Source organism: Paraburkholderia humisilvae (assembly GCF_902859855.1).
GTDB lineage: Bacteria > Pseudomonadota > Gammaproteobacteria > Burkholderiales > Burkholderiaceae > Paraburkholderia > Paraburkholderia humisilvae.
The window spans coordinates 46,534-58,870 of record NZ_CADIKH010000034.1 but is presented as its reverse complement, the minus strand read 5'-3'; the positions used below and the strand labels follow the sequence as shown (position 1 = coordinate 58,870).

The window sequence follows — 12,337 nt, the reverse complement described above, 5'->3', positions numbered from 1 at the left end:
AACGGATTACCATGATCCTCACGCCCGGCCGCCTGACCCTGCCGCAACTCCGCCAGATCGCACGCGAGCAGGTCACGCTCGAACTCGACCCCGCCAGCTTTGCCGCGATCGACGCGTGCGCGAACGCGGTGCGCGACATCGCGGCGAAAGGCGAGCCCGCGTATGGCATCAACACCGGCTTCGGCCGCCTCGCGAGCACGCATATCCCGCACGATCAGCTCGAACTGCTGCAACGCAATCTGGTGCTGTCGCATGCGGTCGGCGTCGGCGAGCCGATGTCGCGCCCCGTGGTCCGGCTGTTGATCGCGCTGAAGCTGTCGAGCCTCGGCCGCGGCCATTCGGGCATCCGCCGCGAAGTGATTAACGCATTGATCACGCTGTTCAACGCGGACGTGCTGCCGGTGATTCCGATCAAGGGCTCGGTCGGCGCGTCCGGCGATCTCGCGCCGCTCGCGCATATGTCCGCGACGCTGCTCGGCGTCGGCGAAGTGTTCAGCAAGGGCGAGCGCATGTCGGCGGTCGAAGGCCTGCGCCTCGTCGGTTTGAAGCCGCTCACGCTCGAAGCGAAAGAAGGTCTCGCGCTGTTGAACGGCACGCAGGCGTCCGCCGCGCTCGCGCTCTACAACCTGTTCGCCATCGAAGACCTGTACCGCACCGGGCTCGTCGCAGGCGCGCTGTCGGTCGATGCCGCCGCGGGCTCCGTCAAGCCGTTCGACGCCCGCATTCACGACCTGCGCGGCCATCAAGGCCAGATCGATGCGGCGGCCGCGTACCGGTCGCTGCTCGAAGGCTCGGCGATCAACCTGTCGCATCGCGACTGCGGCAAGGTGCAGGACCCGTACAGCCTGCGCTGCCAGCCGCAGGTGATGGGTGCGTGTCTGGACCAGATGCGCCACGCCGCAGACGTGTTGCTCATCGAAGCGAATGCGGTCTCCGACAATCCGCTGATCTTCCCGGACACCGGCGAAGTGCTGTCCGGCGGCAACTTCCATGCGGAGCCCGTGGCCTTCGCCGCGGACAATCTCGCGCTGGCCGTCGCCGAAATCGGCGCGCTCGCCGAGCGCCGCATCGCACTGCTGATCGACGCGACGCTGTCCGGCCTGCCGCCGTTCCTCGTGAAGGATGGCGGCGTCAACTCGGGCTTCATGATCGCGCACGTCACGGCCGCCGCGCTCGCATCGGAAAACAAGACGCTTGCCCACCCGGCGTCGGTCGATTCACTGCCCACTTCCGCGAATCAGGAAGACCACGTATCGATGGCGACCTTCGCCGCACGCAAGCTTGCCGACATCGCGGAGAACGTCGCGAATATCCTCGCCATCGAGCTGCTTGCCGCCGCGCAGGGTGTCGATCTGCGCGCACCGCATCGCACAAGCCCCGCGCTGCAACGTGTGATGAGCGCCGTGCGCAATGAAGTCCCCCACTACGAGCTCGACCGCTACTTCGCGCCGGACATCGCCGCGATCGCGCGTCTCGTGCAGAGCGGCACGATCGCCGCGCACAGCCCGTTCGACTTCGCGTCCGAGCGCCGTTGACATGAACGCGCCCGCTTATCAGGGAATCAAGGACTTCATCCTCGCCCGCATTCATGCGGGCGAATGGGCCGAAGGCGACCAGGTGCCGTCGGAGAATGAGCTCGCGCGCGAATTCAGCGTCGCGCGGATGACGGTGAATCGCGCGCTGCGCGAACTGACCGCCGAACAGGTCCTTACTCGCGTGCAGGGCTCAGGCACCTTCGTCGCACGGCCGAAGTACGAATCGACGTTGGTCGCCATCCGCAGCATCTCGGACGAAATCGTCGCGCGCGGTCATCGCTACCACGCGAACGTGCTGTATATCGGCGACGAAAGCGCGGATGCGCCGCTCGCCGACGAGATGCAACTGAAAGCGGGTAGCGCGATCTTTCATTCGCGCGTGCTGCACTTCGAGAACGACGAGCCGGTGCAACTCGAGGAACGCTGGGTCAATCCAGCGGTCGCGCCCGACTACGCGCTGCAGGACTTCACGAATACGACGCCGAACCAGTACCTCGTACGCGTCGCACCGTTGCAGCGTGTCGAGTACCGGATCGAAGCGCTCGCGCCCGACGACGGCTCGCGCAGTCTGCTGTCGATGGACGACGTGGAGCCGTGCCTCGTATTGCATCGGCGCACGTGGTCGCAGGGTGTGGTCGCGTCGGTCGCCAACCTCTGGCATCCCGGCAGCCGCTATCGCTTTACCGGGCATTTCTGATTTCTCGCTGCTTTTCTATTGTCGTGGCCGCGGTTTCCCACCGCTGTTGTCCGCACTCAAAAGGCTCATCACCATGAACGATCCGAAACACATCGATCCGCGTCTCGACCCATCGCGCACGATTCGCGCGCCGCGCGGCAGCGAGAAGACCTGCAAGAGCTGGCTCACTGAAGCCGCCTACCGGATGATCCAGAACAACCTCGACCCGGACGTCGCCGAGCATCCGCATGCGCTCGTCGTGTACGGTGGCATCGGCCGCGCGGCACGCAACTGGGATTGCTTCGATCAGATTCTCGCGTCGCTGAAGGAGCTGAACGACGACGAGACGCTGCTGATCCAGTCCGGCAAGCCGGTCGGCGTGTTCCGCACGCATCCCGATGCGCCGCGCGTGCTGCTCGCGAACTCGAACCTGGTGCCGCACTGGGCGACGTGGGATCACTTTCACGAGCTCGACCGCAAAGGCCTGATGATGTACGGCCAGATGACCGCGGGCAGCTGGATCTATATCGGCAGCCAGGGCATTGTGCAGGGCACGTACGAAACGTTCTTCTCGGTCGCGAACCAGCATTTCGACGGCAAGCCGCAGGGCCGCTGGATTCTAACCGGCGGCCTCGGCGGAATGGGCGGTGCGCAGCCGCTCGCCGCGACCATGGCGGGCTTTTCGATGATCGCGGTCGAATGCGATGAGACGCGCATCGATTTTCGCCTGAAAACGCGCTACGTCGACAGGAAAGCGAAGACGCTCGACGAAGCGCTTGCGATGCTCGACGCAGCGAAGGCGAGCGGCAAGCCGGTGTCTGTCGGCCTGCTCGGCAATGCGGCGGACGTATTCGCGGAACTTGTCAGACGCAATATCACGCCGGATTGCGTGACCGACCAGACGAGCGCGCACGACCCGGTGCACGGCTATTTGCCGCAAGGCTGGCAGGTCGCGGACTGGCGCGAGCGTCAAAAGACCGATCCGCAAAGCATCGTGACGCCGGCGAAGCAGTCGATGGCCAACCAGGTGCGCGCGATGCTGACGCTGCAGCAGCGCGGCGCCGCGACACTCGATTACGGCAACAACATCCGGCAGATGGCGCTCGACATGGGCGTCGACAATGCGTTCGATTTCCCCGGCTTCGTGCCCGCTTACGTGCGGCCGCTCTTCTGCGAAGGCAAAGGACCGTTCCGCTGGGTTGCGCTGTCGGGCGATCCTGAGGATATCTACAAGACCGATGCAAAGGTCAAGGAACTGATTCCCAACGATGCGCATCTGCACAACTGGCTCGATATGGCGCGCGCACGGATCGCGTTTCAGGGGCTGCCTGCGCGGATCTGCTGGGTCGGCGTGAACGACCGCTATCGCCTCGGCCAGGCATTCAACGAAATGGTCAGGAACGGCGAACTGAAAGCGCCGATCGTGATCGGCCGCGACCATCTGGACACCGGTTCGGTCGCCAGCCCGAACCGCGAAACCGAAGCGATGCTCGACGGTTCCGATGCGGTGAGCGACTGGCCGCTGCTCAACGCGATGCTGAACACCGCAGGCGGCGCGACGTGGGTGTCGCTGCATCATGGCGGCGGGGTCGGCATGGGGTATAGCCAGCACGCGGGCGTCGTGATCGTCGCGGATGGCACCGATGCCGCGCATGCCCGCCTCGGTCGCGTGCTGTTCAACGACCCGGCAAGCGGCGTGATGCGCCATGCGGATGCCGGTTATGACCTCGCGCGCAAGACCGCGGTCGAAGCAGGTCTCAAGCTGCCGATGCTGGGTCGGTGACCGCGATGCAGGGTGTGAGGTCGAAAGCCATGCGAGCCATGCTGATTCGCGGCGCAGATCTGCTGGCCACACCGTGGAAGAACGGCGGCGGTGTGACGCGCGAGATTGCCGCGTATCCGCACGGAGCGGGATTCGACGCGTTTGTCTGGCGTGTGAGTCTCGCCGACGTCGAGCAAGCCGGGCCATTCTCGCGCTTCGCAGGCATTGACCGCACGCTTGTGCTGATTGCGGGCGCCGGCATGCTGCTCGATGAAGCGCAGGGGCGCACGCACGCGTTGAAGCAACCGTTCGATATCGCGCGCTTCGCCGGCGAAACGGTGATCGATGCGCGGCTCGTCGATGGCGCGACGCGCGACTTCAACCTGATGGTCCGGCGCGGCGCGGCGACCGGCCGCCTCGACGTATGGCGCGGCGGCGAGGTACATACGGTGTCGGCGGATACCGTGCTGCTATTTTGTGCCGCCGGTTCGGTCGAAGTCCTGTCCGGCGCCGGCGCCGGCGAGTCCGTTGCGCTCGCAACGAACGACACGCTGGTTGTCGACCACGCGCATGCATGGCATTGTGAGCTGCGCGGCACAGGCGTCGTGCTCGCGGTGTCGATCGAGCGTGCGGATCGTGCGGAGCCGGCCTGAGCGAATCGCATCCTCTGAAGCGAGCTTACGATGAAGCAAACCGTCTGGCACCACCTGAAGCTTTGCGCGCATGGCGACCCGCACGACACGATCGCCGATGCCGCGATCGCCGTGCAGAACGGCCGCATCGAATGGCTCGGCGCCGCACACGAGCTCCCCGCCATGTATCACGACTGGCCGCGCGAGGACCTGGGCGGCGCATGGGTCACGCCTGGGCTGGTCGAGTGCCACACGCATCTCGTCTATGGCGGCCAGCGCGCGGACGAGTTTGCGCAGCGTCTGGCGGGCGTCAGCTACGAGGAAATCGCACGCCGTGGCGGCGGCATCGTGTCGACCGTGCGCGCGACGCGCGCGGCCGATGAAAACGCGCTGTTGCGCGCGGCGGCGGCGCGGCTCGAACCGCTGATCGCCGAGGGCGTCACCGCGATCGAAATCAAATCGGGCTACGGGCTCGATCTGGCCAACGAGCGCAAGATGCTGCGCGTCGCGCGGCAGCTCGGCGAACGCTATCCGGTATCGGTGTACACGACATTTCTCGGCGCCCATGCGTTGCCGCCCGAATACGCGGGTCGTGCCGACGACTATATCGACGAAGTGTGCACCCGCATGTTGCCGGCGCTTGCCGACGAAGGACTCGTTGACGCGGTCGATGTGTTTTGCGAACGCATCGGTTTTTCGCTTGCGCAGAGCGAACGCGTATTCGAAGCCGCGGTGCGCCGCCATCTGCCAGTGAAGATGCACGCGGAACAACTGTCGAATAGCGGCGGCGCGGCGCTGGCCGCGCGCTACCGCGCCTTGTCCGCGGACCACCTCGAATTCCTCGACGAAGCCGGTGTGGCCGCGATGAAGGAAGCGGGCACCGTCGCGGTGCTGTTGCCCGGCGCGTACTACTTCATCCGTGAGACGCAACTGCCGCCGCTCGAGTGGTTGCGTCACTACGCGGTGCCGATCGCGATCTCGACTGACAGCAATCCGGGTACCTCGCCCGCGACTTCGCTGCTGCTGATGATGAACATGGCGGCCACGCTGTTCCGGATGACCGTGCCCGAGATACTGCAAGGCGTGACGCATCATGCCGCACAGGCGCTCGGCAAAGCAGACGTGCACGGCGTGCTCGCGGCGGGCCGCGCGGCGGATTTTGCCGTGTGGTCCGTTGAATCGCTTGCCGAACTGGCCTACTGGATGGGACGGCCGTTGTGCGTGCGGGTCGTGCGGGCCGGCGAGACGGTTCATGCGAGCCGGACCTGAGCGTGCCGGAGTGGTCGAAGACCGCTGGCATTGCGACGAAAACCCGGCCTATGTGCAATACCGCGCGGCCCTCGCCACACTGCCGAAGTGACGCGCTGATACGTTGGCGCGCGGTGCGCGTGGCAATTCAACCCACCACTGAACGAAGCGCGCGCCGCGATGGCCGACTGCTGCGCGTAAGCGGAATGCTTGCCACGCCGGGAAGCGTGCCGCGGCGGCTTTCGCCGATGCGCGCGGCCGAAATCGCGTCATTGCCGACGAAGCCCGGTAGCGTGCTACCGTGATGGTCGCGCGCGAAGTCCACGCGCCGCGCCGCGCGCATCAGCGTCAGCGGTTCGCTCGTCCATCGATTCGTCCTGCATCGCCGGTCGCCCGCTGCGGCAAATCACGTGCCAAGGAACACGGCACGTATCTCGCAGTCAATCCTTGCTGAGCCCGCGCAACGCGACGCGATTGTTGCCGTTGCGCTGCATCGGCGGTGACGCCGGGTTGCGCGGCGTCACGAAACGACTAATCTTTGACGGGAACCGTCGTGCGCTGCAGCGCCGCTTTGCGCGCGCCGCGCCGGGTTGCCGCCGGGAAGGGAGATCGAAGGGAACACCCCGTGATGGAATATTCCGACGAAACGCTGCTGCCGGTCTGGCGGGCCAATCTACTGGTATTGACGCAGGAAGTCGGCGCCGCGACGCGACTGGCGCGGATGATGACATTCTCCGAGTCGTACCTGAAGCTGATGCTGACCGGCCAGCGCGATTTTAGCGAGGAGTTCGTGCGCGGCGTCGAGGCGGTGACCGGTTTGCCGGCCGGCTGGATGGACGCGCTGCACGACATACACGACGTGCCGGACAATGCCCGCGCCGCGATCGACAACGAGGCTCCGCAGGCCCGCTTTCGCGGCACCGCGCACCCGGTCCGCAAGAAGGTGGTGCTGCGGCCACCCGAGCCGATCTTTGGGCAAACCGCGCCGAAGAAGTACGACGACGAGACGAAAGATGCCGAGGCGCATCGCAAACAGGCGTATTTGCGCAAGGTGCGTGATCTTGCGGCCCAGGAGGTGCGGCGCTTCGAGCGGCACCTCACGCATCCGCCGGTCGACATTGGCGCGCTGCGCACGAAGGTCGAAGACGTGATGGGCGTGGTCGATCTTGATGAAAACGTGCACGCGGACCTCGCCGGCCGCCTCGAGCAGATTGAAAAGCATCGGCATATGCTGATCCGGCATGTCGAGAAGTTGCACGAACTGCTGGCGGGTCTCGGCGAAAACGATTGAACCGCGCATGTTCCGCGCATGTTCCACTCAGCGACCGATGCATCCGCAACGATGCGCGGCGGCCGCACCGTCGTATCGGGAAACGTCGCGTTGCGAGCCGGTTCGCGCGAAACGCACCGTAACAGTCTGCACGATGCTATGTCTCGTCGTTCGGTGGGTTTTGCGGTAAAAGAACGCATGACCGACCGCGCCCGACTCATTCCGATCATCGTTGCCTGCCCCCTTTTGCTGCAAAACCTCGACACGTCGATCATGGCAACCGCGTTGCCGTCGATCGCGCGCTCGCTTGGCGTCGAGGCGCTGCATCTGAATCTCGCGATCACGTCCTATCTGCTGAGTCTTGCGGTGTTCTTGCCGGCCAGCGGCTGGCTCGCGGACCGCTTCGGGACGCGCCGCGTGTTCTGCGCGGCGATTGTGCTGTTTTCCGTGGGCTCGGCGCTGTGCGGACTCGCGATGTCGCTGCCGCAACTCGTGCTGTTTCGCGTGATACAAGGCATGGGCGGCGCGATGATGGTGCCGGTCGGCCGGCTGATCCTGCTGCGCAGTGTGCCGCCCGCGCGGATGGTCGCCGCGATGGTCTGGTTCACCGTGCCTGGCGCCGTGGGGCGGCTTGCCGGCCCGCTGCTCGGCGGTTTCGTCGTGACCGTCGCGTCGTGGCGCTGGATCTTTCTGCTGAATGTGCCGTTCGGGATCGTCGGGGTGCTGTGCGCGCTCGCGTTCATCGAAGATACGCAGCCGCCGCATGACGCGCGCTTCGATCTGCCAGGCTTCCTGCTGCTATCGACCGGGCTGGTCGGTATGGTCGGCGGCCTCGATACCGCGGGGCGCGGACTCGTCGCGCAGCCGGTGACCTTCGCGCTGCTCGGCGTCGGCGCGCTCGCGCTCGTCGCGTACTGGCTCTACACGCGGCGGCACCCGGAACCGATCATCGACCCCAACCTGTTGCGCTATCGTGCGTACCGCACCGCGGTCGTCGGCGGCATGCCGTTGCGCATTGCGCTCGGGGCGTCACCGTTTCTGCTGCCGTTGATGCTGCAACTGGGATTCGGGCTGACGCCGCTCCAGTCCGGGTCGATCAGCGTGGCGACCGCGGTTGGATCGCTGTCGGTGCGCGCGCTGATGGGCCCGGCGATCCGCCACATTGGCTTTCGCCGGCTGCTAATCGGCGCGACGCTCGTCACGGGCTGCTTTTATGCAAGCTATGGGCTGTTCAGTCCGTCCACGCCGCACGCGCTGATCTTCGTCGTGCTGATGTTGGGTGGCCTGTTCAATTCGCTGGCGATGGTGACGCTCAATACACTCGGCTATTCCGACGTACCGAAGCTGCGCATGAGCCGCGCGACCGCGCTCGCGAGCATGGCGCAGCAACTGTCGATCAGTATCGGCGTGGCGTTTGCCGCGTCGCTGCTCACGGTGACCGCGTACCTGTACGGCGGTAGCGCTGCGCAACTCGGTGCGCGCGATTTTTCGCCGGCCTTCTTCGTAGTGGGCGCGCTTACGCTGTGTTCGCTGCTGTTCTTCGTCAAGCTGTCGCATGAAGAGGGCAACGAATTGCGGCAGCGCTGAGATTCATTCGATCAATCCCGCACGCTCAACCGCGCACACGTTCCGCGACGAACTCCGCTTCGAGCGTCCAGGTGACACCGTCCGGCGCGAGCGCGACACCGGTCCAGCGAAACGAGTCGCGGCCGATATCGGTGAAGTTCCAGCGAATCGGCGTGCCGTTCGCGTGCGTGCCGATCTGCACGATCGCGTCGCCGATGCGCCGGCCGATCAGTTCGTCGCGCTGTCCGGTGGCCGGATTCAGATAGGTGACGCGCCACGCGCGCAACGCGGGGTCCCACACGCGCAACGTCGTGCCGTACATGTCGAGTGCCGCGCTGCGCGTGCCCGTGCGGTGCTCGCGCGGCGGCATGATCCAGACGTCCTGCACCGCGCGGCCTTCGAGGACCCAGCCGAACTGAATCTCGCCTTGTAGCGGCGCGGCGCGCAGGTCGTCGCGGTAATGCAGCACCTGCATGCGCCAGCTACCGACGAGCCAGCCATAGACATCGTCCGCCTCGTCGATATCGGTGGCGCGGCCAGGTGCGCTCAACGCGCAGAGCAGCGAATCCGCCACGAGGAGAGGTGCGTGCGTGCCGTTTTCGTCCATTTGCCCATGCTCCGTCGGGTTGAAAAAGACTCGATGCGAGGGGTGGGGCGGCCGGCACTCACGCGCCGCGCCGATGTGTTACAACAACGATACGGCGTTTGAGGGGTGACATCTTGGGGAAAATTGCCGCGCAACTGGATGATGCACTGCGTGAGCGCCATGCCGCTGGCGCACACGGCGCGCTCGCGGCGCGACCGCTGGCGGCGGGCGACGGCTGGTCGGTGATGGACATGCTGTGCACGTTCGGCCCGCACGATCCTGCGTTTGGCGAACGGCACGACGATGTCTGTATCGCCGCCGTGGTGGCCGGTTCTTTCGCGTATCGCGGCGCGGCCGGGAGCACGCTGCTCACGCCCGGTGCGTTGCTGCTAGGCAACGACGGCGCCTGTTTCGAATGCGGACATCGTCATGGCGCCGGCGACCGGTGCGTGTCGTTTCACTACCAGCCTGAATATTTCGAATCGCTTGCGGCCGATGCCGGTGTAACACGCGGCACGCCGCGTTTCGCGCGCGCGAGCATTGCCCCTTTGCGCGCGTTGTCGCCGCTCATTGCCGATGCGTGCGCGGGGCTCGCGGCGGGCGTGTCGCTGGCGTGGGATGAACTGGCTGTCGAACTGGCCGTCGCGGCGCTGCGAGCGGCGGGTGAAAACCCGCGCGCGCATCAACGTGAAGGCACGCCCGGCACCGCGGCCTGGTCACGTGTGGCGCAAGCGGTGCGCCTCATCGAGCGCGCGCCGGAGGCGCCGCACACATTGCATACGCTCGCGCAAGCGTGCGGCCTCAGCGATTTCCATTTCCTGCGTACCTTCGAGCGCGTAGCCGGTGTCACGCCCTATCAATACGTGCTGCGCGCGCGTCTGCGGCACGCGGCACTGCAACTGGCCGATTACGACGGCACACGCGAGACTATCGTCAATATTGCATTCGGTTGCGGCTTCAACGATCTGTCGAATTTCAATCACGCGTTTCGCGCGGAATTCGCTATGAGCCCGCGCATCTGGCGCGCGCGGCATGCACGGACGCCGGCCGGCGCGCAGCGCGGATGAGCCGCGGCGCACCACACGCGCGCGCGCCCGGCGGACCCGCGCCGGGTTGGCGTGTGTTGAGCCGGCGCGTGCCCGGCAGGCTTGCGATCGCCGTGCTGCCACTGCTAGTCGGCGTGTGCGGTGCGCCAAGCGCATCGGCCGACGATGCGGCAATGCCCGGCGACGTGCCGCCTTCGACGGTCGAACGCGACGTGCATCTGTTTATCGTGCAGCAGGATGGTTCGGTCGAGGAGCGCGACGACACGGTGTTGCGCGCCAACACGACGAGCGGCGTCGACGATATCGCGCAACGCTACGTATGGTTCAACAAGGACATCGAGCAGGTGCAACTGCTCGTCGCGGAGACGATCGATCGTGACGGCGTCGCGCATCCGGTTGGCCCTGACGGTATTCGCGACGTACAGGAACCCCGCTCCGCCGGGGCGCCGACCTTCCAGGACGGCGTGTTGCGGACAGTGATTTTCCCGGGCGTCGAACCGGGCTCGCGCGTGCATCTGGCGTTTCGCAAGATCCGCACGATACCGTTGCAGGCGGGCACGTTCGCGTATTTCGTCGAACCCACGCGCGGTCCGATCGAGATGCAGAAGCTGATCTTCGACCTGCCCGCGGACCTGCCGCTTTATACAGATGCACGCGGCTACGTCGCCGAGCCGCCGGTGACCGAAAACGGCCGCACGCGCTACACGTTCGACTATCAGCACGGCTCGTATGCACCGGTCGAGTCCGGTGCGGTCGGCTATGCGACATGGGGCGACCGGCTGATGGTGACCACCACGCCGGACTACGCCGCGTTCGCCGCGCGTTACCGCGACGCGGCCGCCGACCCGACGACCGATGACGCGACGATCGTACGGCTTGCGCAGCAATTGACCGCGCAGACCAACGACCCACGCGAAAAGGCGCGGATTCTGTATGACTGGATGCGCTTCAATATCCGCTATGTCGCGCTCTTCCTCGGCGAGACCGCCGCGGTGCCGCACAAGGCGGTGGATGTGCTGCGCAACCGTTACGGCGATTGCAAGGACCACGTCGCGCTATTCGGCGCGCTGCTCGCGGCGGTCGGCATCGACAGCGAGCCGGTCCTGCTGAACCTCGGCCCGGTCTATACGCTACCCGATGTGCCGGGCTATGGCGCTAGCGCGATCAACCATGCGATTACATGGATTCCGTCGCTGTCGCTATTCGCGGATACGACCGCCGGCGGGACCGGCTTTGGCTATTTGCCGGCAGGCGTAATGAACCGGTCGGTGCTGCTGGTCGACGAAGGTGTGCTGTCGCGCACACCCGCTACGCAGCAACGCGCGCGCAATGCGCGGCTGCAGATCGACGTGGACGATAGCGGGATGGGCCGTTTCAGCTATCGCGTCGAAGATATCGGTGCGCCGGCCGAACTCGAGCGGAATGTTTTTCGCCGCGCGACGCGGCAGCGCTGGCAACAGATTGCCGCCGAGCGGCTACGGCAGACGGGCCTCTCCGGAATGGCGCAGATGCAGCCGGGCGAACTGACCACCACCACCGGCCCGTTCGCGACGACGATGCATGGCACGCTCGAACACGTCACATGGCCCGACGGCACGACCGCGTTGCCCGCGTTGACGAGCTTCTCGGGCGGCATCGCGACCCAGGTGCAGGCATGGCTTGCGGAGCCGCGGCGCACGCAGCCGTGGGCGTGCCTCGACGGGGACTTCGACGAAACTTCGCAAATCACGCTGCCCGATACGGTGCGCGTGACCGACCTGCCGCAGGATGCGCAGGTGCATGAACGGTTCGTCGATTTCACCTCGCGCTATGTGTTCGACCGCGATACGCGAATTGTGCAGATCACGCGGCGGCTCACCACACGCTTCGGTCATCAGATGTGCAGCCCGGAGGAATTCGCCGCGGCGCGCGCATCGCTTGTCAGGATTGAACGCGATGCGCTGTCGCAAATCGTGGTGCGCGCCGGTGCGCAAACGCAGCCGGCACGCGGCGCAATGCAGTCAGACTCGTTGTAAG

At 65.9% G+C, this 12,337-nt stretch carries 11 protein-coding genes; 9 read left to right on the top strand and 2 right to left on the bottom strand.

What is annotated here, in order from left to right; genetic code table 11:
• Positions 1-11 precede the first annotated feature (11 nt).
• From hutH to hutI, 5 genes are all read left to right on the top strand, one after another.
• On the top strand, positions 12-1,535 hold the full coding sequence (gene hutH / locus HV796_RS28055; protein WP_175229859.1) for a histidine ammonia-lyase: 1,524 nt from the start codon (positions 12-14) through the stop codon (positions 1,533-1,535).
• A gap of 1 nt (position 1,536) precedes the next feature.
• A complete protein-coding gene (hutC, locus tag HV796_RS28050) occupies positions 1,537-2,232 on the top strand; it encodes a histidine utilization transcriptional repressor HutC (RefSeq protein WP_175229857.1) in 696 nt (231 codons plus the stop codon).
• Positions 2,233-2,305: 73 nt separating this feature from the next.
• Positions 2,306-3,994 (top strand): urocanate hydratase, encoded by a 1,689-nt coding sequence (gene hutU, locus HV796_RS28045; protein WP_175229855.1) that lies wholly within the window; start codon positions 2,306-2,308, stop codon positions 3,992-3,994.
• A 29-nt stretch (positions 3,995-4,023) separates the two neighbouring features.
• Positions 4,024-4,626, top strand: a complete 603-nt coding sequence (locus HV796_RS28040; RefSeq protein WP_246356079.1) for a HutD/Ves family protein — start codon at positions 4,024-4,026, stop codon at positions 4,624-4,626.
• A gap of 30 nt (positions 4,627-4,656) precedes the next feature.
• Positions 4,657-5,874, top strand: a complete 1,218-nt coding sequence (gene hutI, locus HV796_RS28035) for an imidazolonepropionase (RefSeq protein ID WP_175229851.1) — start codon at positions 4,657-4,659, stop codon at positions 5,872-5,874.
• A 127-nt stretch (positions 5,875-6,001) separates the two neighbouring features.
• Here the strand turns inward: hutI and HV796_RS28030 are convergent, their stop codons facing one another.
• The gene (locus HV796_RS28030; RefSeq protein ID WP_175229849.1) at positions 6,002-6,178 is read right to left on the bottom strand and encodes a hypothetical protein; all 177 of its coding nucleotides are present in this window, start codon (positions 6,176-6,178) and stop codon (positions 6,002-6,004) included.
• 303 nt (positions 6,179-6,481) lie between these two features.
• On the opposite strand from HV796_RS28030, the gene HV796_RS28025 reads away from it, so the two are divergent.
• Together HV796_RS28025 and HV796_RS28020 are read left to right on the top strand one after the other, a co-directional pair.
• Entirely contained in the window at positions 6,482-7,144 is a 663-nt protein-coding gene (locus HV796_RS28025; RefSeq protein WP_175229847.1) for a hypothetical protein, read from the top strand.
• A 177-nt stretch (positions 7,145-7,321) separates the two neighbouring features.
• A complete protein-coding gene (locus tag HV796_RS28020; RefSeq protein WP_175229845.1) occupies positions 7,322-8,710 on the top strand; it encodes a DHA2 family efflux MFS transporter permease subunit in 1,389 nt (462 codons plus the stop codon).
• 25 nt (positions 8,711-8,735) lie between these two features.
• Here HV796_RS28020 and HV796_RS28015 read toward each other — a convergent pair whose 3' ends face one another.
• Positions 8,736-9,296 carry a hypothetical protein gene (locus HV796_RS28015; protein WP_175229842.1) on the bottom strand — a complete coding sequence of 187 codons (561 nt, stop codon included), beginning with the start codon at positions 9,294-9,296 and terminating at the stop codon, positions 8,736-8,738.
• Positions 9,297-9,409: 113 nt separating this feature from the next.
• Between HV796_RS28015 and HV796_RS28010 the strand changes: the two genes are divergently transcribed.
• Together HV796_RS28010 and HV796_RS28005 are read left to right on the top strand one after the other, a co-directional pair.
• Positions 9,410-10,342 (top strand): helix-turn-helix transcriptional regulator, encoded by a 933-nt coding sequence (locus HV796_RS28010; RefSeq protein ID WP_175229840.1) that lies wholly within the window; start codon positions 9,410-9,412, stop codon positions 10,340-10,342.
• Positions 10,339-12,336 carry a DUF3857 domain-containing transglutaminase family protein gene (locus tag HV796_RS28005; protein ID WP_175229838.1) on the top strand — a complete coding sequence of 666 codons (1,998 nt, stop codon included), beginning with the start codon at positions 10,339-10,341 and terminating at the stop codon, positions 12,334-12,336. Before HV796_RS28010 ends, HV796_RS28005 begins: the two co-directional genes overlap by 4 nt.
• The last annotated feature ends 1 nt before the right edge of the window (position 12,337 follow it).

Excerpts from the sequence above, each read along its gene's own strand:
- HV796_RS28025 (WP_175229847.1), top strand. The coding sequence starts at position 6,482 with ATGGAATATTCCGACGAAACGCTGCTGCCGGTCTGGCGGGCCAATCTA.
- hutC (WP_175229857.1), top strand. The coding sequence starts at position 1,537 with ATGAACGCGCCCGCTTATCAGGGAATCAAGGACTTCATCCTCGCCCGC.
- HV796_RS28020 (WP_175229845.1), top strand. The coding sequence starts at position 7,322 with ATGACCGACCGCGCCCGACTCATTCCGATCATCGTTGCCTGCCCCCTT.
- HV796_RS28015 (WP_175229842.1), bottom strand. The coding sequence starts at position 9,296 with ATGGACGAAAACGGCACGCACGCACCTCTCCTCGTGGCGGATTCGCTG.
- hutU (WP_175229855.1), top strand. The coding sequence starts at position 2,306 with ATGAACGATCCGAAACACATCGATCCGCGTCTCGACCCATCGCGCACG.
- HV796_RS28005 (WP_175229838.1), top strand. The coding sequence starts at position 10,339 with ATGAGCCGCGGCGCACCACACGCGCGCGCGCCCGGCGGACCCGCGCCG.
- hutH (WP_175229859.1), top strand. The coding sequence starts at position 12 with ATGATCCTCACGCCCGGCCGCCTGACCCTGCCGCAACTCCGCCAGATC.
- HV796_RS28040 (WP_246356079.1), top strand. The coding sequence starts at position 4,024 with ATGCGAGCCATGCTGATTCGCGGCGCAGATCTGCTGGCCACACCGTGG.
- hutI (WP_175229851.1), top strand. The coding sequence starts at position 4,657 with ATGAAGCAAACCGTCTGGCACCACCTGAAGCTTTGCGCGCATGGCGAC.